The organism is Neobacillus sp. (assembly GCF_031988165.1).
In the GTDB taxonomy this organism is placed as follows: Bacteria; Bacillota; Bacilli; order Bacillales; family Cytobacillaceae; genus Neobacillus; species Neobacillus rhizosphaerae.
Genome location: NZ_DALZYO010000023.1, coordinates 35,922 through 58,768, shown reverse-complemented (window position 1 = coordinate 58,768; position 22,847 = coordinate 35,922). Strand labels below are relative to the sequence as shown.

The 22,847-nt window shown below is 37.6% G+C and carries 20 protein-coding genes and 1 tRNA gene; 9 read left to right on the top strand and 12 right to left on the bottom strand.

The genetic code is table 11. The annotated features are described in order from the left end of the window. Positions 1-72: 72 nt before the first annotated feature. The 3 genes from mutL to RTR43_RS15070 form a co-directional block, all read right to left on the bottom strand. The gene (gene mutL, locus RTR43_RS15080; protein ID WP_312473061.1) at positions 73-1,992 is read right to left on the bottom strand and encodes a DNA mismatch repair endonuclease MutL; all 1,920 of its coding nucleotides are present in this window, start codon (positions 1,990-1,992) and stop codon (positions 73-75) included. A gap of 20 nt (positions 1,993-2,012) precedes the next feature. After that, positions 2,013-4,613 carry a DNA mismatch repair protein MutS gene (gene mutS, locus RTR43_RS15075; protein ID WP_312473060.1) on the bottom strand — a complete coding sequence of 867 codons (2,601 nt, stop codon included), beginning with the start codon at positions 4,611-4,613 and terminating at the stop codon, positions 2,013-2,015. 205 nt (positions 4,614-4,818) lie between these two features. Then, complete coding sequence (locus RTR43_RS15070; RefSeq protein ID WP_312473059.1) at positions 4,819-6,630, bottom strand: M6 family metalloprotease domain-containing protein; 1,812 nt, start codon at positions 6,628-6,630, stop codon at positions 4,819-4,821. Positions 6,631-6,947: 317 nt separating this feature from the next. Here RTR43_RS15070 and RTR43_RS15065 point away from each other — a divergent pair, with 317 nt between their 5' ends. The 4 genes from RTR43_RS15065 to RTR43_RS15050 all read left to right on the top strand — a co-directional run bounded on the left by RTR43_RS15065 (position 6,948) and on the right by RTR43_RS15050 (position 10,443). Next, positions 6,948-7,691 (top strand): YwaF family protein, encoded by a 744-nt coding sequence (locus RTR43_RS15065; protein ID WP_312473058.1) that lies wholly within the window; start codon positions 6,948-6,950, stop codon positions 7,689-7,691. A gap of 63 nt (positions 7,692-7,754) precedes the next feature. Next, positions 7,755-7,828: transfer RNA gene (locus tag RTR43_RS15060), tRNA-Arg, on the top strand. A 494-nt stretch (positions 7,829-8,322) separates the two neighbouring features. Next, positions 8,323-9,735: a glutamate decarboxylase gene (gene gad, locus RTR43_RS15055; RefSeq protein WP_312473057.1), complete on the top strand. Its 1,413-nt coding sequence runs from the start codon at positions 8,323-8,325 to the stop codon at positions 9,733-9,735. A gap of 330 nt (positions 9,736-10,065) precedes the next feature. Further along, on the top strand, positions 10,066-10,443 hold the full coding sequence (locus RTR43_RS15050) for a CotD family spore coat protein (protein ID WP_396954586.1): 378 nt from the start codon (positions 10,066-10,068) through the stop codon (positions 10,441-10,443). Positions 10,444-11,168: 725 nt separating this feature from the next. On the opposite strand, the gene RTR43_RS15045 is transcribed toward RTR43_RS15050, so the two are convergent. From RTR43_RS15045 to RTR43_RS15035, 3 genes are all read right to left on the bottom strand, one after another. Further along, complete coding sequence (locus tag RTR43_RS15045; protein ID WP_396954585.1) at positions 11,169-11,258, bottom strand: YjcZ family sporulation protein; 90 nt, start codon at positions 11,256-11,258, stop codon at positions 11,169-11,171. A 72-nt stretch (positions 11,259-11,330) separates the two neighbouring features. Beyond that, the gene (locus RTR43_RS15040) at positions 11,331-11,459 is read right to left on the bottom strand and encodes a YjcZ family sporulation protein (protein WP_248733527.1); all 129 of its coding nucleotides are present in this window, start codon (positions 11,457-11,459) and stop codon (positions 11,331-11,333) included. A gap of 614 nt (positions 11,460-12,073) precedes the next feature. Further along, positions 12,074-12,958 carry a FixH family protein gene (locus tag RTR43_RS15035; RefSeq protein ID WP_312473056.1) on the bottom strand — a complete coding sequence of 295 codons (885 nt, stop codon included), beginning with the start codon at positions 12,956-12,958 and terminating at the stop codon, positions 12,074-12,076. A 313-nt stretch (positions 12,959-13,271) separates the two neighbouring features. Between RTR43_RS15035 and hpaB the strand changes: the two genes are divergently transcribed. Then, positions 13,272-14,711, top strand: a complete 1,440-nt coding sequence (gene hpaB / locus RTR43_RS15030) for a 4-hydroxyphenylacetate 3-monooxygenase, oxygenase component (RefSeq protein WP_312473055.1) — start codon at positions 13,272-13,274, stop codon at positions 14,709-14,711. 358 nt (positions 14,712-15,069) lie between these two features. On the opposite strand, the gene RTR43_RS15025 is transcribed toward hpaB, so the two are convergent. From RTR43_RS15025 to RTR43_RS15010, 4 genes are all read right to left on the bottom strand, one after another. After that, positions 15,070-15,534: a flavin reductase family protein gene (locus RTR43_RS15025; RefSeq protein ID WP_312473054.1), complete on the bottom strand. Its 465-nt coding sequence runs from the start codon at positions 15,532-15,534 to the stop codon at positions 15,070-15,072. A gap of 43 nt (positions 15,535-15,577) precedes the next feature. After that, entirely contained in the window at positions 15,578-15,892 is a 315-nt protein-coding gene (locus RTR43_RS15020) for a thioredoxin family protein (protein ID WP_312473053.1), read from the bottom strand. A 288-nt stretch (positions 15,893-16,180) separates the two neighbouring features. Then, entirely contained in the window at positions 16,181-16,846 is a 666-nt protein-coding gene (deoC, locus tag RTR43_RS15015; RefSeq protein ID WP_312473052.1) for a deoxyribose-phosphate aldolase, read from the bottom strand. A gap of 53 nt (positions 16,847-16,899) precedes the next feature. Beyond that, positions 16,900-18,378, bottom strand: coding sequence for an aminotransferase class I/II-fold pyridoxal phosphate-dependent enzyme (locus RTR43_RS15010; RefSeq protein WP_312473051.1), 1,479 nt, complete (start codon positions 18,376-18,378; stop codon positions 16,900-16,902). A gap of 425 nt (positions 18,379-18,803) precedes the next feature. Here RTR43_RS15010 and RTR43_RS15005 point away from each other — a divergent pair, with 425 nt between their 5' ends. The 3 genes from RTR43_RS15005 to RTR43_RS14995 all read left to right on the top strand — a co-directional run bounded on the left by RTR43_RS15005 (position 18,804) and on the right by RTR43_RS14995 (position 20,958). Continuing rightward, positions 18,804-20,255 carry an aminotransferase-like domain-containing protein gene (locus tag RTR43_RS15005; protein WP_312473050.1) on the top strand — a complete coding sequence of 484 codons (1,452 nt, stop codon included), beginning with the start codon at positions 18,804-18,806 and terminating at the stop codon, positions 20,253-20,255. Positions 20,256-20,522: 267 nt separating this feature from the next. Then, positions 20,523-20,714 carry a hypothetical protein gene (locus tag RTR43_RS15000; protein ID WP_312473049.1) on the top strand — a complete coding sequence of 64 codons (192 nt, stop codon included), beginning with the start codon at positions 20,523-20,525 and terminating at the stop codon, positions 20,712-20,714. A 52-nt stretch (positions 20,715-20,766) separates the two neighbouring features. Next, positions 20,767-20,958: a hypothetical protein gene (locus RTR43_RS14995; protein ID WP_248733537.1), complete on the top strand. Its 192-nt coding sequence runs from the start codon at positions 20,767-20,769 to the stop codon at positions 20,956-20,958. Positions 20,959-21,169: 211 nt separating this feature from the next. Here the strand turns inward: RTR43_RS14995 and RTR43_RS14990 are convergent, their stop codons facing one another. Next, positions 21,170-21,925, bottom strand: a complete 756-nt coding sequence (locus tag RTR43_RS14990) for a serine/threonine protein kinase (protein ID WP_312473048.1) — start codon at positions 21,923-21,925, stop codon at positions 21,170-21,172. A gap of 122 nt (positions 21,926-22,047) precedes the next feature. On the opposite strand from RTR43_RS14990, the gene RTR43_RS14985 reads away from it, so the two are divergent. After that, complete coding sequence (locus tag RTR43_RS14985) at positions 22,048-22,599, top strand: GNAT family N-acetyltransferase (protein WP_312473047.1); 552 nt, start codon at positions 22,048-22,050, stop codon at positions 22,597-22,599. Positions 22,600-22,616: 17 nt separating this feature from the next. Here RTR43_RS14985 and RTR43_RS14980 read toward each other — a convergent pair whose 3' ends face one another. Then, positions 22,617-22,817 carry a hypothetical protein gene (locus tag RTR43_RS14980; RefSeq protein ID WP_312473085.1) on the bottom strand — a complete coding sequence of 67 codons (201 nt, stop codon included), beginning with the start codon at positions 22,815-22,817 and terminating at the stop codon, positions 22,617-22,619. Positions 22,818-22,847 lie beyond the last annotated feature (30 nt).

The following is a 22,847-nucleotide window of genomic DNA, read 5'->3' as shown; positions in this document are numbered from 1 at the left end:
AAAAAATGTGGTCGAAGCTTTAAAAAAGCACAGGAGAATCCTTATATATCAAGGATTCTCCTGTGCTTGAAATTACATCACCCGTTTAAACATTTTTTCCATTTCATAAATGGAATAGTGAACGATTATCGGTCTTCCATGGGGACAGGTAAACGGATCAGATGCTTTTCGTAAATCATCCAGCAGTGCTTGGATTTCATCATTTCGTAAATGTCGATTCGCTTTAATTGATGCTTTACAGCTCATCATGATGGCTGCTTCCTCACGTAGTCTTTTAATATCCACCTTTTTCATCGCTAAAAGTTGTTCAATCATGTCTTCGATGATTTGTTTTTCTTCTCCTTTTGGAAGCCATTGCGGATGGGAACGGACAATAAAACTATTCATACCGAATTCCTCGAGAAAAATACCAACCTTTTCTAGCTCGTTTTGGTGTTCAGTAATTTTTATATAATCGTCAGTTGAATACTCAAATGTTAACGGAACAAGCATTTCCTGCAGTTCAGACTGAACCTGTCCCACTTTTTCACGGAAGTACTCATACTTTAACCGTTCCTGTGCCGCATGCTGATCGATAATATATAAGCCGTTTTCATTTTGGGCAAAAATATAGGTGCCATGCATTTGGCCGATAGGATATAGACGCGGTACTCTGCTCTCAGGTTGGTTATTAACATGATTAGCCTCTAAAACCGACTCATCATTTTCACGTTCAACCTCAATGGATTCATTCCATTGTTCCTTGCCAACCTCACCTCTAGGGAATACTGGATTTACAGACTTCCAACCTTCTGTTTCATCAACATTTTCCGCTCGGACAGGAATATTTGAATATGGTAAAGGAGGAATTGGCCTGGTTTCCTTTATCGCTTGCGCATGTATTGGCCAATCTCTGTTAATTTCTTTAGTAATCTTTGTGATTGATGTTCCTTCATCAAGAATTAACGCAGTTTGTTCCGATTTTGTTTCTTCTTTTTTCACCTGAGTATAGGCTGTCGGAATCAGGATTTTCGATTTAAAAGCATCCTTTATGATCGTTGTAACCAGTTCATTCAACTCTGCTTCCTTACTTATACGAACTTCCATTTTCGATGGGTGAACATTGACATCAACTAGCAACGGATCCATTTCGATATTCAGAAGAACAATTGGAAATCTGCCAATTGGCAACAGGGTATGGTAGCCTTCTTGAATCGCTTTGGCTAATGGATAGTTTTTTATAAATCTACCATTTATCATCGTTGAGATATAGTTTCTTGATGCTCTTGTTACCTCTGGCATGGATGCATATCCGCTAATGGTATAATCAAGCGATTTACCGGTGATCGGTATAAGCTGCTTCGTGATTGTCATACCGTAGATAGCAGCGAGAACTTGGCGCATATCACCGTTTCCGGTCGTTTGCAGCAACTTCCGCTCATTATGAATTAAGCGAAAAGCTACCTCTGGATGGGAAAGGGCGAGCCTGTTGACAACATCTGTGATATTCCCAAGTTCTGTGTGAATTGTTTTCATATATTTCAATCGTGCAGGCGTATTATAAAATAAATCTGTAATCATAATATCGGTGCCACGTCGACTCGAAGCTTTTTCAAACGTTTCGATTTTCCCACCCTCGATGACAACCCGGTTTCCGGCACCTTCTCCGGTTGACGTTTTCATCTCAAGTCTGGAAACAGAAGCGATACTAGGCAGTGCTTCTCCACGGAACCCAAGGGTTCTAATGCGGAACAAATCATTTTCATCTTTGATTTTACTGGTGGCGTGGCGTTGAAAGGCGATTAACACGTCCTCTTCGTCAATACCATATCCATTATCCGTAATTCGAATTTTCGCAAGACCGGCTTCCTCTACCTCAATTTCAATCACGGTACTGCCAGCATCAATCGCATTTTCAACAAGCTCTTTGACTACAGAGGCGGGGCGTTCAACAACCTCTCCCGCCGCTATTTTGTTGGATAGGGCATCATCTAATTGAATGATCTTCCCCATGTTGGTCGCCTCCTAATCCATCAGCCCTTTAACTTTTTCTGCAGCTCGTACAACATGTTAATGGCTTGAAGTGGTGTTACATCTAATAAATCTAATTCTTTTATTTTTTCTAACACGCGTTTTTCCTTAGAAGTTGGTTCGTGTTTTTTCGATTCTTTAGGTTCATCAAAAAATGACAGCTGCGCAGGTTGTTCTATAATTTGTTCTACGATTGCTTTTGTTTTAATTGGAATAGTTTGCTTGTCTTGCTGCTCAAGGGCTGTTAATATCTCATTCGCGCGGCTTATTAATTCCGCAGGCAGTTCTGCCAGCTGTGCGACATGTATGCCGTAGCTCTTATCAGCAGGTCCTTCTTTAATTTTATGAAGGAAGACCACCTTACCATTATGTTCAATGGCACTGACATGAATGTTTTTTAATTTTGAAAGTCCTTCCTCTAAAACGGTCAGTTCATGATAATGGGTGGAGAATAATGTTTTCGCACCAATCCGCTTATGAATATATTCAATCATCGCCTGGGCAAGGGCCATTCCGTCGTAGGTTGAGGTTCCACGGCCGATTTCATCGAACAAGATTAAGCTATTTTGTGTTGCATTGGTAATCGCATTCTTTGCTTCAAGCATTTCGACCATGAACGTACTTTGACCTGAGATCAAATCATCGGCAGCTCCAATCCGTGTAAACACCTGGTCAAAAATTGGCAGCGTTGCCTCAGATGCCGGGACATAGCAGCCGATCTGTGCCAAAATGGCGGTCAAGGCAATTTGGCGCATGTACGTACTCTTACCAGACATATTCGGACCAGTTATCAACAAGACTTCACGGTCGCTGTCCATATAACAGTCGTTCGGCACATATTCCTGAGCATTTAACACTTTTTCCACAACTGGGTGCCGGCTATCTTTTACTGCTACCCGACGATCTGTAGAAAATTGCGGCTTTACATAGCGCCTATCTTCACTGACTTTGGCAAAACATTGCAGGACATCGAGCTCACTGACGATTTTTGCTAAAGCTTGTAAACGGGGAATCTGTTCCTTCACTGTCTCGCGGATTTCGGTAAATAACTCATATTCAAGTTCACCACATTTTTCTTCCGCTTGTAAAATTAACGCTTCTTTTTCTTTTAATGCTGGTGTAATAAAGCGTTCCGCATTCGTTAACGTTTGCTTACGCTCATATTGCCCTTCTTCTAATAGATGCAAATTTGCTCTTGTCACTTCAATATAGTAGCCAAAAACGCGGTTATAGCCAACCTTCAACGACTTAATCCCGGTTTTATCCCGCTCTTCCCGTTCAAGTTGGGCAATCCAGGTTTTTCCGTTTCGACTTGCATCTCGATATTGATCCAACTGTGCATGATAACCGTCGCGAATCATATTTCCTTCTTTTAAGGAAAGCGGTGGATTTTCAACAATCGCCTGCTCTAATAAATCCGTGACTTCTTCACATGGATCAAGCTGCTCAGCTATTTGATTCACCTGTTCATCCTGCATATTTTGCAGGATTTGTTTTACTAATGGTACCTGCATTAAGGATCGTTTTAATTGTACCAAATCGCGGGCATTAACATTGCCAAAGGCAACACGCCCTGCTAAACGCTCTAAATCATAAACTTCCTTTAATTTTTCCCGAAGCTCTTGGCGTTCAAAATAATGATTCAATAGGACATCAACGATGGTTTGACGGTGCTCAATTTCAGTTTGATTAATCAACGGCCGGTCAATCCAGTGCTTTAACATCCTTCCGCCCATGGCCGTCATTGTCTCATCAAGCAGCCATAATAAGGAGCCTTTTTTCCCTTTTGAGCGAATGGTCTCCGTTAATTCAAGATTGCGTTTTGAATAATAATCAATTTTCATATATTGATGAATTTGATAAGTAGTGACAGGCTGAAGATGGTCAAGACTTCTTTTCTGCGAACGGTATAAATAGTTAAATAGCCTTGCCACAGTTTGCTTCAATTTATCTTGATTTAAATTCTCTAGCAGATGGGAATAATTCAAATCTAGCGAACTATTATCTTCAAACGAAATCGCCAGCACATCGCGTTCACGCATCTTCTTTTGCAGTTCTCCATCAAAATTGCTGGGCAAGACGACCTCTTTAGCACTCAAAACCGCTAGTTCATTCAAAACGTCATCAAAATTATTCGAGAGCAAGGTAACCTTGCTTTCACCTGTTGAAATATCGTTGTAGGCAATACCATATGTTTGATCATCAAAGGCGGTAATCGAGGCAATATAGTTGTTTTCTTTATCCGTTAATCCTTTTCCATCCATCACCGTACCTGGCGTGATTAACTGGACTACCTCCCGTTTAACCATTCCTTTTGTTTGTTTTGCGTCTTCCATTTGCTCACAAATCGCAACTTTATAGCCTTTTGAAATAAGCTGTTCAATATAGTTAGCGGCTGCATGGTATGGTACACCACACATCGGAATTCGTTCATCACTGCCACCTTCTCGGCTTGTTAATGTTATCTCCAATTCCTGTGATGCCTTAATCGCATCGTCAAAAAACATTTCATAAAAATCACCTAGGCGAAAAAATAAAAAGGCATCTTGATAATCTGCCTTAACGGTTAAATATTGCTGTATCATCGGCGTATAAGCAGCCATAATGACCTCCACGGTTATATTCATTTCGAGTATCTTCGACAAACTATTATAACACAAAATGAGCGTGTCAGGCACTCGTCGATTATTCTCCAAATTAAAGGGATATCCCAGTATAAATAGAGAATTGACAATCTACAGTTTGAGTAATCAAAAAAATAAAGGTGCAGAAGAATTCTTCTCCTGCACCTTTACAATCAACATCTTATCATTTATTAAAAATTACATTTAATTTAACAGTACCATTTGCTTCTTCAACAATATTAGTTATTTGAATGCCTGTTTCAGTGCCCTTTTTCGACCATTTGTATAATGAGGTTGTGTTTGGACCCACATTCCCTTTAGGACTTATAGAGGTTACTTTGTATTTACCAGGGAATACATCGCCTGAATCTCCATCATTCAAATAGTGCTCCAAATCAAAGGAACCATCTGCTTGAACAACACTTACCGCATAATGCCGCTCTCCATTGGCAGGATTTACTGGCAACTGTGCTAAACCAAGATGGTTTAAATCCCAGTTTTGCGCTTCATTTGGTCTCCAGAAATTACGTGAGAGAATATCCTCCACCACATGATAGACGACTAATCCATGTAATTTGTTACCATCTAAGTTGTATTCTAATCCAGCATCAAAACCAGTTTGCTGGCGATTCTCTAATAAGAAGTATTCACGACCGTCCGAGCCAGGAACATTAACCTTATAAATATCGGGCTGCTGTTCTACTGGACGAAGAGTTAGTTGTTGATTTTTATTCACTTCAATCGCCTTAGCAAAGCCAAGATATGTTTTTGACCATGCATCTGGATGGACTGGTGAATTTCCTGAGTAATAACGGTTATTCATGTCACGACCGTATGAACCACCAGCCATTAAACTATACATTCCCACTCCTTCCGAATCATAACCATAATCATATAAATCTGGCAGCCCTAGAACATGACCAAATTCATGTGCAAAAACCCCAACGCTAGGTGGAGATGGTTCTCTACCATTATAATCCGGTCCCACAACATCAGGATTTGATATTTTTAAATATCCTGTAATATCCTGCCCCACCTCTGGAACGATATTATACGTATCCACCGCTACACCATTAACCACTGTGTGCTCTAATGTTGACTCATCAGGCTCCACCCCAGTTTGATAATATTGTCCGAAATAGCTTGCACTTGTAATATCCCATTTATGTGACCATATTAGGCTTGGGTCCAAGCTAAATTCTGCACCCGTTCCACGATGGATGATTAGTAGATTAGGTACAATTTTGTCAATGGTTTGCCCGTCCTTTATAAATGATGTGGCATCAGCACCATGCAGCCAGAAATCACCTGGTTGTGCTGGAACGGCATATTGGGAGAAGTCTACATCCTTTGATGCTAGATTAATAGCATCTTTTACCAACTCCCCAATATGTGCATCTCCATTTTGATTATGGTACCCTTTGTTCTGACCTAAATAATAGTCATAGGAATGCGGCAAGGTATACCATCCTGCAACATCAATATCCATACTGAATTTTCCATAGCTAACTTCTTTATAGAAATTCTTCATTGTGCGATTGGTAGAAGCTTTCTTTCCATTGAAAGTTGCTAGATGTTTAAACATATCCAATCTATAAGGATTAAACATATCTCCATTTATAAGATCATCAAATTGATTAATTGGGATTGGGTCATATTTAACACCTGGAACAGCACTTTTTCCATCTGCAGCTAAAGGAAAATCCACCACAATGGCAATCCCTTTTGTCTTCAAATCCTCCACTCTTTTGGGCTGTAACCTCTCAGTTTCTTGTGGCTTACTATACGATTTACCATTATAGCCGTGTAGTTCTTTTCCTTTAATCGTGCCGCCTTTCTTTAAAACATCTTTTGAGAGATTAGGATCAACTTTTTGATAGTCTGGAAGCTTGGGTGTAAATTCCTTTTTCGTGACTGGAGTTGATTTCGCAAATGCTGGAACAATAGAGAAAAATACCATTGCTAATACAAGTCCAAGTGAAAAAATTTTTTTCATTACATTTCCCCCTTTAACAGTTTGGTAAATAGTAATAGTGCTAATACACTACCAAATATTATTATAATTTCATATGCCGGAATATTATGTCGATTATCCTTGTTAGTAAATTACTTTTTTTGCCATACTTTGTTGAAGGGAAGTGTCTAATGATAGACAATTAGTTTTATTTCTTAACAGAATTAAAATTTTCTATTTAAAAATTACTTCATATTGTAATAACAATAAATTTCATTAAAGGAGTAAAAGCTATTTCATCGAATATACTTTACTAAATGTTTGAATAAAAGAATTAATAACATAAATGGGGTGGTTAAATGGTAGAGTGGTTTGGACACAGTAACAAAAACTATGATTTTCAGATGTTTTCCCTAAGTCACTTTGTTGTTATTTCCATCTTCATTTTAGTTTCAATCTTGATATTTTTGTTTAGAGGTAAGCTGAAAGCAGAAGAATGGAGATATGCTGAAATCGGGGTAGCAATTTCGTTGATTATAATGGAAACAACTTATCATTTATGGATGTTACAAAATGGTAGTTGGCATATTAGTCATGCCATACCTTTGGAATTGTGCAGCATCAGCTTGATTTTAACAGTGATATTATTACTGACAAGGAAAAAATTAATTTATGAGATTCTATTATTTACTGCATTACTAGGCGCATCTCAGGCGTTATTCACCCCATTATTACGTTATGACTTCCCTCATTTTCGGTTCTTTCATTTCTTTTATACTCATTTAATGATCATCTGGGTGCCGCTCTATTTTACTTGGGCAAAGGGATACAGGCCAACCATCTGGTCCGTATTAAAATTGTTTATCTTTTTGAATGTTCTAATGCCGGTTATTATGTTTATTAATAAGCTGGTGGGCGGAAATTATATGTTCTTAAGTCACAAGCCAAGGAGCGCAAGTTTATTGGATGTTCTCGGCCCCTACCCCTGGTATATTTTATCGTTAGAAGGTTTATTAATTTCATTAAGTTTAATCGTTTGGTTGATTTTCCGCGAAAAAGCTGGGAAAAAAGCAGAAATGACCAGAAATCTGCCGATTCAATAAAATCAACTTTTTATTGACCTTTTCCGATTAACTCATTATAATAAATAACGTTCCTATTTTTGTGTCTCAGTAGCTCAGTAGGATAGAGCAACAGTTTCCTAAACTGTAGGTCGGAGGTTCGAATCCTCTCTGGGACGTCTAAAAACCCTTGCATAGCAAGGGTTTTTCTATTTTATCTGTTATAGTTATACTTTTACTTATTAAATAGCCAATTTACCACCATATGAGACAAAAACCTATTGTCAAAGAAATTATTTTGCTTTTATATGTAATGCTTATTAATCATTCCTGGTGATAATCCAATAAAAATAATTCCCCGTAAGGAGTCTTTCTATCTTTTCTTCAAATAAGCACCCGTTCGTAATATTAGGTTAGCCAGATTTCTGGTTGACCTTTTTTATATGGTCTTATCATATAGGTAGTCGGGGGAAAACGTCGCACGCGTGGTATTAGATCCCGTTAGCCAAACTGTTCACCCCCTACTTGTATAAACATGTTTCAGAATGTTTAGGACTATGATCCCGGTTATTAAGCTTTCATCTATAAACATTTCACTGCGTTATGAATATTTTATGGCATTTATTCACAAAACAACATAAGAAGTCTAATTACGTGAAGGAGTTGATCGTGTATGCCACAATGGCACCCTCGCCGCGAGCAAGTCACACAAAGGATGTTACCTCCCGAATTTTCTGTAAATCCTCTATTCTCCCGCAAAGGAGAAGAGGCCGTTCCACGTTTTCGGATGCGTGAACAAGGCATGTTGCCAGAAACTGCGTATCAAATTGTCCACGATGAAATTGCTCTAGATGGCAATGCACGTCTAAACCTTGCAACATTCGTTACCACTTGGATGGAACCCAGTGCAGATCTCTTATATGCCAAATCAGTCGAAAAGAACATGATTGATAAGGACGAATACCCGCAGACAGCGGCAATAGAGGAACGGTGTGTTCGAATTCTAGCCGATCTATGGCATGCGCCCTCCCCGCAAAATACGATAGGTGTTTCGACAACGGGATCGTCGGAAGCGTGTATGCTCGGTGGTCTTGCGTTAAAGCGGCGCTGGCAAAACGCGCGTAAGAAACAAGGGAAGCCGATTGACCGGCCAAATATCGTATTTAGTTCCGCTGTTCAGGTCGTTTGGGAAAAATTCGCGAACTATTGGGACGTGGAGCCGCGTTATGTGAATATTACCCCGAATCATCCTTATCTGGATCCAGAGGGTGTACTCGCTGTCGTAGATGAAAATACAATCGGTGTGGTGCCGGTTCTTGGGGTAACCTACACAGGACTTTACGAACCGGTCGCCGCTATTGCGAGAGCATTGGACGAGTTTCAGGCAAAAACGGATCTTGATATTCCGATACATGTAGATGCTGCTTCAGGAGGATTTATAGCACCGTTCCTTCAGCCGGACTTAGTCTGGGATTTTCAGTTGACCAGGGTGAAATCCATCAATGTTTCCGGACATAAATATGGATTAGTTTACCCAGGGCTGGGATGGGTCATTTGGCGTGAGGCTGAGGATCTCCCTGAGGATCTCATCTTTCGGGTTTCCTATTTAGGTGGGAACATGCCAACCTTTGCCCTGAATTTCTCTCGTCCTGGAGCACAAGTACTCCTGCAATATTATAACTATTTGCGTTTAGGCAAAGAAGGGTACTATGAGGTGCAAAAGGCGTCTCAGGCAGTGGCGCAATTCCTTAGCAAAGCGATTCATGACATGGGACCTTTTGAACTATTTACTGACGGCTCGGATATTCCGGTATTATCATGGCGACTGAAAGAAGGCTACACATCAAACTGGAATCTTTACGACTTGTCCCGCCAATTGCGTACATTTGGCTGGCAAGTGCCGGCTTATCCTTTACCCCCGGACATGGAAGATGTCACAATTATGCGCGTTGTGGTTCGAAATGGATTCTCCATGGACTTGGCTCACTTGTTCTTAATGAACTTCAAACAAGCCGTTTCATTTCTGGATTCTCTGGATGGACCAATACCACATGACACGAAATACGACAATGTTTATCACCATTGATGTCGAAACAATCAAGAGAGTAGCGGTATTATGTCAAGACCTTATGTTAGCATAATATCTAACGTGTCAGCTCTGTTTTTGAAGGAGTTCACCAATTTACCACCAAACATCCTCTCTAGGACGTACAAAAACCCTTGCCTAGCAAGGGTTTTCTGTTTTAACTATTTTTTAGACTATATTATATTGTTTTCATTCATTTTTCGATCCCTCTGTCGACGTTTGATTCAGAAGAACACATTGAATATTTTGATACGAAAAATCATTAACTTTGAATTATTGGAAATAATTAGGTGTTTAACTAGTCCACAAACCCTTTGATTACATAGACTAATGTTGAAATACACCAAATTCATAAGGAGGTCTTTATATATGCATAGAAATTGGGGTTATCCATATGGAGGTGGAGGTGGTGGTTGCTTGCCACATTATGGTGCATGTCCACCACAATACTGTCCACCTCAAATGTTGCCTACTCAATACGATCCACCGCTATTTTCACCACCGCAACAATTTGTAAAAACGAATTTGTCCAACACAGTCGTGGCTCATGTTCACCCTTCTCACACCACTACAGTCAACAAGCATATGATTAATCATCAACACTATTTCCCGCACACAGAATCCTGTGTAAATGAATGTTGTGAACATCATACAATGTGCGGAGTACCTCATAACCCTTGTTGTCCTTCAGGCCCATTCGGATATTAATTTCGAGAAGCCCCCATTCGGGGGTTTTTCATTTATGCTAAATAGTTAATCATATATACCGTAGGTACACAATTCGCAATCCACACTGCTTAATGTGTATTAGTAATTCATCCATAGACAACCACATACTTGTGCGGATAAACAGAAAGAACATGCTTTTTTTCTCATTAAAACATATAATGATAAAAAATTAGTTGGTGATAGCATGTACACCATTATTACTGGGACCGATGGACCATTATACTTAGGTTTCCCTTCACCCACGTTTGGAGCTTGGAGTCAGATCATACACTATAATCCTTATAGTTATCATATTGGACATAGCATCATTCACATGACACCGATCCTCTTTGGACATCCAGCTGCTTTTCCATATTTAGGACCTTACGTCCCTTTTCGAAATAAATGATTTTCCAGTCTTTATTCTGGCAACGCTTTACCCTAAATTGTATCTTAGGCATTATATGTACTGATTTGTAAGCATTCGAGAATATCTTGATAAGTTTCCATACAAATGCAAGTAATTTAGGTTTTCCTGGAATTCACATAAAAGCACAAGTACCCTATCCATTTTTAGTTAAAATAACACCAAGGCTACAGGAAGGGATGGATCGGCTTCGTTCGGTAACACTTTTTTGGGGTAAATTTTAGTAAATGGTTTGGGATTGTTCCTACTTTATAGACAAAGGACAGATTAACTCAACCTGCCCTTTGTTCCTTTCATTTTAGTAGCCCATGAAAGAAGCTCCTACAATGATCAGTAAAATGAACAGGACAACGATTAACGCAAAACCACTTCCCATTCCATCACCCATAAATAACACCTCCAGTAATTATTTAATACTTTTCTCAATGGAAAAATGCATACCGTTAGGTTGCACAAAAAACTAACAGAAACTCGAAAGAACGATAATTAACAAAATGAACAAGACAACAATTAATACAAAACTACTGCCTCCGCCATAGCCTCCACCGTAGCCATAACCTCCGCCGCAACCATATGATCCCCAACACATATCTTTTCACCACCTATTGAAATATTAGAGGGAAAACACTTTACTATGTATATATATTTCATAAGAAAAGGGTTGATTGGACAATCATCATAGTGTAAGAACAAAATCAGCAAACTTTTGAAAAAATTTCTAAAATTGAAAAGAAGCATTTGCAATACATGCAAACGCTTCCTAAGAGGTAAATATATATGAGCTGGTGCGGTGGTAGTAATATCATATGTAATCGAAAAAAAAGGGAATGGACAAGTGCTGAAATTTTAAAAATAAGCAGATGGACATTTTAGATGACATCAGGTCTCAGAATATTCGCTACCGTTATGTATATCCACATCCCAATTAAATTAATATGATTGTATCCATAGCTAACGTTACCCGTTGACACGAATTTAACGAACTAATTATGATTTTCCCTTCAATCCTGGGAGATGTTATTTTATTTATTTTTTACACTTTTGATTGGTGGACTTGTGTTAGCGAATACTGGTGACTTTTCAAAAGTTATTCCTAATCGCTAGGACTCGTTTTGCCGCTATATTTATGAGAATGAGGATGTGTGCCATTAACTGTCGTTACGCGTTGAAAATTATGATAGTGTAATGAAATTTTTAATGTTTTTATTCCTTTCCAGTCACAACTTGAAATAATTCTTCCTGGTCAATGTTACTGCCGGTGAATTCATGCGTTAAATTTCCTGAGGAATCAAAAATAAAGGTTTTATTATCATGCAAAACTTCTGCACCTTTTTTCTCAAAATGCACACCGAGGGTATTAGTCAATTTTTTAATCTCACTCATATCCCCTGTCAGCATTTTAAGGTAGGACCTTTCAAAATTCATTTTCTGCGCATGTTCCTTCATCACTTCAGGAGTATCATTTTCAGGATCAAGCGAAACAGAGACGAGTAAAAGATGATCAGAATTAATCCCTTTCGTTTTTATTTTCTGCTGTAAACTGTTGAAATTCCCCAATAATATTGGGCATGCATTCGGATCCATGCAGTTCAAATAAGTGAATGTCATGACTGTTGTTTTCCCTAAAAGCCCCTGTTTTGTCACAGTATTCCCATTTTCATCGATTAACTTAAAATCCGGTAATGCCGTCTGAGTTGTTACTTTATGGGCATTCACAGCCGTTTTTACTTCGACAGTGAACTCCTTTTCCACCTCAAATTTTTCGCCATCGTGCTCCACGATTATATTTGCCACCCAGTCACCTTGCATCGGCAAATTGACAATTCCAATATACTTGCCATCCCCAATTTCTTCCACAGTAACAGGAATTGTTCCATGGTCCATATTTTTCATATTCAAATTAGCCTTTAACTTAGCCAATTTTACGGGCTTACCCTGCTTGTCTTCAATTTTTATTTGCATTGCCATTGTTTTTCCTGGAGTAAATGTTTTGGGTGTAGATAGTTTCACATTATAGTCAGTTGAATGACCACACCCAGCAATTATCACTAATAAAATACTCATTATAAAGAAAGCAATTCTATTCATTTCTCTCGACCTCTCAGTAATATTTTTGAATTAAGATTAAGCTGTTCCATTTATTATAGGCCCCCGCCATTTTTTAGACTATGAAGTACTTCACTTATCAGTAATTTTCCTTACCTGCTTTCAATAAGAAATGTTTTATGTTTCTTGCCAAATACGCTCTAGAAAATTTCCAGTCTGTCTTTAACGAACAAATCAGCCCTATTATTAATTAGACACTAAAATAAAGAACAAATCGGAACCTTATCCAATAAAATAAAATTAGCTAATCAATATCATTCAATTGGAATGACCCATGTTTTTAAGGAGTGGTCATATGGGAATCATTACTGGAAAAGAGTTTATTGACCGCATTAATCAGTTAAATACAGATATTTGGTTTGACGGGAAGAAGATTGAAGGAAACCTATCTGAACATCCTGCCTTCAAGGGAATCATTCAGAGCAAAGCATCTCTATATGATTTGCAGGCCGATCAAAACCTAAAGACCAAGTTGACTTACCTTTCAGCAGAAACAGGAGAAACCATCGGACTTTCCTATTTGCAGCCAAAAACCAAAGATGATTTAAGGATGCGAAGGAAGATGATTGAACTTTGGGCAAAACACTCGAATGGAATGATGGGAAGAAGTCCCGATTATATGAACACTGCCGTCATGTCTTTTGCCTCTTCGACTGCCCTTCTAGTAGCAAAAGAAAATTGCTTCCCAGAAAATATTCTATCCCTTTATGAAAGGGCTAAAAAAGAGGACCTTTCATTTACCCATACATTTATCACGCCACAGGTGAACCGTTCACAACTCCATTTTGAATCTTCTAAGGAGCCGATTTCGGCAAAGGTGATTGGTGAAAATGAAAATGGAATCATCATTAAAGGTGCCCGCCTGTTAGCTACTCAAGGCGGTCTAACGGATGAAGTGCTGGTTTACTCAGCAGGGGGAGTGTTTAATGAGTCTGAAGCGTACGCTTTTTCCATCCCATCTGATACAAAAGGGTTAAAATTTATTTGCCGGGAATCTTTTGCCGGCGGAGACTCATCCTTTAATTATCCTTTAAGTTCACGATATGAAGAAATGGATACAATCCTTGTCTTTGATCAAGTGTTAGTTCCATGGGATCGTGTATTTTTTTACAACAATGTTGAAGTTTCTAACCAATTTCTACTCCAAAGCTCCTTTCACCACTTTGCAACTCATCAGGTAATCACTAGGCAGATAGTAAAAACTGAATTTCTTTTAGGTATTGCAGAGCTTCTTGTCGAGACGATTCAAGTCAGTGAGTTTCAGCATATCCAAGAAAAACTTGCTGAAATCATCATAGGGCTTGAAACGATGAAGGCACTTTTAGTTAAATCTGAAGTAGAAGCAAAATTAGATGAATGTGGATATATGAGTCCTAGTATTATACCTCTTCAGGTAGCCAGCATTATTTATCCAAAAATTTATCCAAGGTTCAGCGAAATAATTCAAATCGTTGGGGCAAGTGGCATGGTATCTATTCCGACAGAAAAAGACTTTGATTCTGTCATAAAAACTGATTTGGACCAGTATTTAAAAGGGGCTAATACGTCTGCAGAGAACCGTGTAAAAATATTTCGTTTGGCCTGGGATCTAACAATGAGTTCATTTGGTACACGACAAACCCAATATGAAAGATACTTTTTTGGGGATCCCATTCGGCTTTCCAGCCATTTATACAAAACTTATGCAAAAGAAAATCATGTTAAGCACATAGTTGATTTCTTGAATTTAAAATAAAATAGAAGAAAGGATTATTTACGCTCCTTCTTCACTACCAAAAAAATCAGTTACTTCCCCTTTACCCTAAGAACTACCAATTACAATGGGAATTTTATTTTTCAATCTCTTTAATCTTTTATCCATAACACATTCCTCTTTTTTCCTTAGAAAAATGAAACTAAAAAAGCTAAAATGACGAAATTCGACTTTATCATTTTAGCTTTATTTTTATATTTTTAGTTAAATTTTTTTAGTGATTTGACTTTCTATATCTCATTTTGGCGCACTAACTGTCAGTGCCTAAATCAAAGCTAAAATAGTTAATCCAACTGCACTAAAATAGTAAAAAATTCTCTAGATTGACTGAATTCTTCGATTACCCTTCTGCCATCAATCGATATTTCCCACTATAATAAATGAGCGGCTCGGAATCTTCCAATTGGATATTTGTTACCTTGCCAATAAACAGCGTATGATCACCCTCGACATGGGCAGCTGTTACTTCACAGGTAATTTGTACCACAGCGCCGGGCAATACTGGAACCCCGCCTAGTTGGTCAAACACTACCTCTTGATGATTTTTCACTTGACCAGCAAAAATCATCGATAATTCTTGCTGATTGGCAGCAAGGATATTGACAGAAAATTTCCCGCTTTGATATATTTTTTCAAGCATTTGTGCTTTTTCGGCAATTGAGACCACCACTAATTTCGGATTGAGGGACACAGACATAAAGGCATTTGCAGTCATGCCATGAACCTTGCTATCCACTTCTGTTGCAACCACTGTTACACCTGTAGCAAATTTGCCCATAGCGTTTCTAAATTGTCGATCATCCATTTAACTTCCTCCTTTTCCCCCAGCCAAATTATATTTTAAATACTTATAAAGTATTTAAGAATTCTCTTACTTGGTCTGCGGTTTTGGCGTTAGCACTATGCAAATGACCAAGCTTTTTGCCATTTTTGAATACTAATAATGATGGAATCCCCATTACTGTTTGTTCTTCAGCCAGGTCTGGGAACTCATCTTTATCAATTTTAAACCATTTTTTGTCTTGATTTTCTTCCGTAATTTCATCGATAAACATATTCAAACGTTTACAGTCTGGGCACCAAGAAGTTGTAAAAATTCCAACTGTTAGTTGATCCTCTGCTATTTGATCACGATATTCTTGCTCTGTATTAATTTGTTTCATGATTTATCCTCCTAAAATTGCTTTGTTAACTTATTATACAAGATTATATTGTTTTCGAACCACATCAAATACATTTTCTAACCTAAGAGAAAAAAAGTATGTTGAACTAATTTTGTACCTACCGTTCGGTACAAAATTAGTTTAACATACTAACAAAAAGATAAGAAATTAAAACTCCTAGTTATTAACCCCAATTCCTTGTTGGAGAAATTGGGGCCTTATCGATACTGATATATACATGAATGTAGGATAAGAATAAATATCTTAAACTTACAGACTCTTACTTTTTTAATAGCCGGATAATTCTTCCTTCCCTTCGAATAATGAAACAGCTCGACTGGAACCAATTCTTGATGCCCCTGCCTCTACCATTGCTCTCAAGCCATCATAATCCTTTACGCCTCCTGAAGCTTTTACTCCTATATTTGACCCTACTGTTTTCCTCATTAATGCTACATCTTCAACTGTTGCCCCGTACATGGAAAAACCAGTTGATGTTTTGACGTAGTCAGCTCCAGCTTTTACAGATAATTCACAAGCGCGGACTTTTTCTTCTTCTGTTAATAAACATGCCTCTATAATTACTTTAACCAAGGCTTTTCCTTTTGCCACATCCACTACGACACGAATATCTCGTTCTACAAGTTCATCATTTTTATCTTTCAATGCTCCAATATTAATAACAGTGTCAACCTCCGTGGCACCATTTTCGATAGCATTACTTGCTTCAAACGCTTTAGATTCAGGAGTATTGGCTCCTAATGGAAAACCAATAACGGTACAAACATTTACATTAGAACCTTTTAAGTTCTCTGCTGAGGTGTATACCCAAGTTGGGTTTACACATACTGAAGCAAACCCATATTGTTTTGCTTCTTCACATAACTTAATAATTTCTTCCTTATTCGTTTCGGGATTGAGTAATGTGTGATCAATTAAATTGGCATAGTTCATCTGAGGTGTCCCCTTTCATAGATAAAACACATAAATATTTTTTCTTAAAGTTTTTATTTAGTTGCCAGTTGTTCTTTTATTACACGTAATGATTTCATTTCGTAATCTTCTGCACCCTGTACAGGAAGACCTGCTTCCATATTTTTTTGTGTGTATACTAGATTTTCTTCTGTCACAATTTCTCCTGGAATAAAAATTGGAATACCTGGCGGGTAGACCATAACAAATTCCGCAATAATTCTTCCGGCAGCTTGTTCAAACGGAACCACTTCACTTTCCGCATAAAATGCATCACGGGGAGTTAGTGCTAATACAGGGATTTCAGGCAATAATACAGAAATTTCCACATTTTGATCTGACTGATGCTTAAAGTCCGCTGAAATTTCTTGTAAGGCTTGAACAAGTTTCAGCAATTCTTCTTCAGAATCTCCTGAAGTAACAATACAAAGAATGTTATACAAATCCGAGAGTTCAACCTCGATATTAAATTTCTCACGGAGTAAATTCTCTACATCGTATCCGGTAAGACCCAACTGTTTTACGGAAATCAGCAGTTTGGTTGGATCGATAGCGACCGCAGCGTTTGTCCCCAATATTTCACGACCAACACAATATATATGATCAATTTCATTAATTTTGGCGCGTGTTAGCTCTGCCAATCGAATCGTATCTTCTAATAAAGCCTGTCCTTCAGTCGCTAACGATTTTCTTGCAACATCTAATGAAGCCAGTAACAAGTAAGAAGTTGATGTTGTAGTCAGCATACTTAATACAGCTTGAACGCGATTAGGTGAGATTAGATTCCCACGTAAATTTAAAATAGAACTTTGAGTAAGCGAACCACCTAGTTTATGAACACTGGTGGCAGCCATGTCAGCACCTGCCTGCATGGCAGAAAGCGGCAGTTCATCATGAAATTGAATATGTGCACCATGTGCTTCGTCCACTAATACAGGGATTTCATGAGAATGAGCAATATCTACTATTTTTTTCAAATCACCCGAAATTCCAAAATAAGTCGGATTAATGACAAGTACAGCTTTGGAATCTGGATGCTGTTCTAATGATCTTTCAACTGATTCCGGGGTAATACCGTGTGATATACCTAGATTAGGATCCACTTCTGGATGGATAAAAATAGGCGTTGCGCCTGATAAAACGATTCCACTCATAATTGATTTGTGTACATTACGTGGTACGAGGATTTTATCTCCCGGTCCACAAACAGACATAACCATAGCCATAATTGCACCGCTTGTACCTTGTACTGAAAAAAAAGTGTAATCAGCTCCAAATGCTTCTGCAGCTAAATCCTGTGCGCGTTTAATCATTCCTTTAGGCAAATGTAAATCATCTAGAGGACCTATGTTAATTAAATCGATAGAAAGAGCATTATCGCCAATAAATTCTCTAAATTCAGGATCCATTCCTTTTCCTTTTTTATGGCCTGGGATATGGAATTGAACCGGATCTTTTTTTGCATGTTCAACAAGTGCCGTAAATAAAGGAGTTTCTAATTGATTTCGCTCCATTGCAGTCCAACTCCTTTTCTAGGTTAGTGTAAAATCTATTTGAAAGTAAGGTTGCCCATTTATCTTTTCCTACAAGCTGATGATAAGGATTGGGAGTGGCACTAGTTCCTCTCTTCTTCTAATAAATCCTTCACGCCTTGATATATAAGTTCTAATAGTAAAATGAAATCTTTCACTTCATATAATATAGAAATAGAAAAAGATTGAGACCGTCCAATCCGATATTTTTTTCATCATCCACTTAATTGATACGGTGAATAAAGGGTGTTCATAAGTTTTTAGAATTACTATTTTTTCAAAAAACACCAAGTACTTGACAATGGTTAGGCATAACGATTTAATTTTCAATGAATGACTAATTTAAAAATATCACTTTTAAATTCAACATCATAAAATAGTAGTCAAAATTAATGGGAGTGAAATTGGTGGAATGGAAGCCAGATAAACAAAGCGATATTCCTATTTATCAGCAAATCGCTAATTATATACAAAAGAGAATTGCTTACGGGGAATATCCTCCAGGTACAATTCTTCCCTCTGAAAGAAGCCTAGCAAAAGAATTGGACGTAAATAGGGGCACCGTAATTTCCGCTTACGATGTTTTATATTCAAATGGAATGGTGGAGCGAATCAAAGGGAGTGGTACGAAAGTCAATACAAACGTGTGGGGGCTATCACGTACAAGAATCCCTAACTGGGATCTTTATGTCGAACGAGGATCTTTTTTACCTAACCTTCCGCTATTTCAACATTTACGTGGTGAAGTTCATGAAAAGAATATAATCAACTTTGCAAGCGGTGAGCTTGCTCATGATTTGATGCCCTATGGTGCTTTTCGAGAAATCCTTTCTAAACATGAATTCCATCAATCTCTTGGTTATGAGCACCCTCAAGGCAATCTAAGCCTTCGTGATGAAATCGTTACCCATTTAAAGGAATTTAGAAACATCGAATGCTCCAGCCAGTCTGTCTTAATTACATCCGGAGCCCAACAGGCACTTCACCTAATTATTCAATGTTTGTTAAACCATGGTGATGCTATTGCCTATGAAGATCCATCGTATGCACACTCTCTTCCGACTTTTCGGTCAGCCGGCTTAAAAACATACAAGTTGCCAATCGGAAAGAATGGCTTAAACCCAGAAGATATTTTGTATTTGTATAGAAAACATAAAATAAAAATGGTCTTTCTTAACCCAATTTTTCAGAATCCAACAGGAACGATTCTATCTTTGGAGAATAGGAAAAGGGTGTTAGATATTAGCCAAGAACTAGGAATCCCTGTTGTGGAGGATGACCCCTATAGCTTAATTTCATTTTCTGAAAGCACAAATACTTCCACACTAAAATCTCTGGACAATAGTGGAACAGTCTTATACATTAGTTCCCTTTCAAAATTGGCCGCTTCAGGGCTACGGATTGGATGGATCATTGGCCCAGATAACGTGATTCAACGACTTGCCGACGCTAAACAACAAATTGATTATGGGCATAGTATTTTTCCTCAATGGGTTGCTGCTGAATTTCTTGGTTCGGATAGTTTTGGAAAGAACATCATAGATTTAAAACTTAAGCTTATAGAAAAGAGAGATGTATTAATCACTTCGTTACAAGAAGAACTTTCACACCAGCTTGAATTTCATATTCCTGAAGGTGGAATCCATCTTTGGTGCCGACTGTTAAATGAAGATCTCAATGAATACAAATTACTTGAAGAATCGTTACGAAATGGTGTCGCGTTTGTTCCAGGAAGCTTACTTGGTTCCAAAAAAGGGTATATTCGCCTAACATTTGGGAGAGTCGAGACTCATTTGATTAACGAAGGAGTTTTAAGGCTAAAGAAAGGATTTGAAAATCAAACGAATCCCTTCTCTTAAGTTTTTTGGTTTTAGACCGAAGTTTATCTTCGGTCTTTTTTAACTTGAATAAAATCTCAACTATTCATTTTGGTTTATTACGTTATCGTGAAGGAATTGAAAAAAAGTGGATGGTTCCATTTCTTTAAAATTGGATGATTATTTTTTTCTAAAATCACTTACTATTAAATTGATGTATAAAACCGTCAACTACAATTCTTAGTGAATCATTTCAATTTACCATGAGTGAATGGCCGTTTACATTGAGTAGCTAAAGGAGGGACCATAATGAATTTTTCTATATTACTAATAATCGTAATTTTAATTTTAGCAGTTGTAAGTACACTGTCACTGACAGGAAAAAATGATGATAACTATTCAACTTCAACAAAACAAAATACTTATAGATTAACTGCTATTTATATTATCGTAATCTTGCTAGCACTTGTGGGATTAGCTTGGTATATAACCCATATTTAAAAAGTCTATTGAATAAAAATAGAGGATACTTTGATGTTAGGAGAAGGAAAAAATGAAATTAATCCTTATGTTTGTACTTGTAGCTGCAATGGTGGTTTTATTCTTTAGTGGTTTTTTTGTCGGGATGTTAAAAGAAAGGTATGGAAAAAACTTACTTATTTTAGTTCCCGTGTGTATAGCATTGGTTATGTTTAACATTATTTGGGCATTAACTGAGCTAGCCAAATCAGCAAGATGGCAATAAATTAATGATCAATAATAGAAGCACAAGACATATCTAACAGAGCTTTTTAATAAATAATTAGGAGCATTCATGGTTGTTTTATTGGGGACCTTAGAAAATACAATGGCTCCTTATATGCTTGAAATCTTGCGGATAGATGAGGAACTTACGTGGATAATGAATCAATCAAACTATGTAAAAATAGGGAAATAAAATAAATTAGTATATTTCCCTATCTCTTTTTCATTCTCCGATACATCCGATATCCTTTTCGCACCCCATCGACAATAAAAAACGGAATGGGTAGATGGTGTTTATAAAGATAGGGTCTATAAATTTTGTAATAGGCTTTTTTCAGATCGTCCCACTTACGGCAATAGCCCTGCTTATAAAAATCAGATACATCTACGATATAGCCCCTTCCTTCAAACATGACAACATTTTTGCCGTGAACATCGAAGGGGTTTAAACCAACAGTCCGAGCATAATCTAGCCCTTTATCGATATCCTCTATCACATGTTTAGGTATTTGAACACCATTTACAACCGCATCAAACAATGTGATTCCTTCGATCTTTTTTAATACTATATAAGTGTCCCCATATGCATAAAGAGTTGAATAAGATTCATGCTCTCCTAATCTTTTATAGACCTCAATTTCCTTTTTAAGGTCCTTTGGATTTCGACCGTATACCTTTACAACCTTCTTTGGATCAGCTTTATGGAAAAAGACACCTGCATAATTGCCGCTCCCGATTGTTTTCCACGAATTTGACCGATTGTTTACGATGATAGGGTCAAATGGGTTGTTAGTGGATAAATGTATTTGCGTTAATAACTCCTGTTCTATTAAATCTATATACTTAGAAATCAGCATCTTGACACCATATTCCCTTCCCTTAATAAAAATCCGGCACATATCCCAAGCATTAATGAGGGAAAAACGGGCAAATTCCTGTAAGGCAGCCTCTTTTCCCTCTTGAAACATTATACTCTTGGATAAAAATAATTTATTACATTAATCTTAATTTGCTCTTGACTTAGATTCAATTCTAAGAGGAAAATTAAGTTATTAAACTACATTATGTGTAAAAGAGAGCTGATAAGTTAATGAATTTTCCAGTTTTAGAAACGAAAAGATTAAAATTAATTGAAATAACTGCTCAACATGTTGATAGTCTCTATGAGATTTTATCTTTAGAAGAAGTGACGAGATTTTATGGGACCAGTCGGTTCACTTTACAGGTTGAAGCTTCTAAATTAATTGATATGTTCCAGAAAAACTTTCTTGAAAAACGAGGCGTACGCTGGGGAATCAAGCTAAAGGAAAATCAAAGAATCATTGGTACTGTAGGTCTTAATGGGTTACAGCTAAAAAATAAACGTGCCGAAATTGGTTATGAAATCCATCCATCTTTTTGGAGAAAGGGATATGCATCAGAGGCAATTAAAGAAGTCCTGCGCTTTAGTTATAATCAATTGGATCTGTATCGAATTGGGGCCGTGGTTTATCCCGAAAATGAAGCATCAATAAATTTACTTATTCAGCAAGGCTTCACAAAGGAAGGTCTACTTCGCGGCTACCTCAATCAAAACGAACAATTTCATGATACGTATGTGTTATCCCTATTACGGCCAGAATGGGAAAAGAGCCAGGAATAAAGATGTCCTGGCTTCTCTTATTCTTCAAAATACTCCTTCATTGCTTTAGGCTTTTTAGCTTGCCCATTATGATAATATGGGTTATTTTCGGCAGTATCCTTTGGGTCAAGATTCGTTTTGATTACTAACATGGGTGAGGTCCCACTTTCTGCAATTATTCGGTCATTTAATTGAACAAAATCAGGCATTTTTTTATTTCCAGGTTCTTTTATCTCCAATTTTTATTCACCTCCTAAAAGTTAATGTGC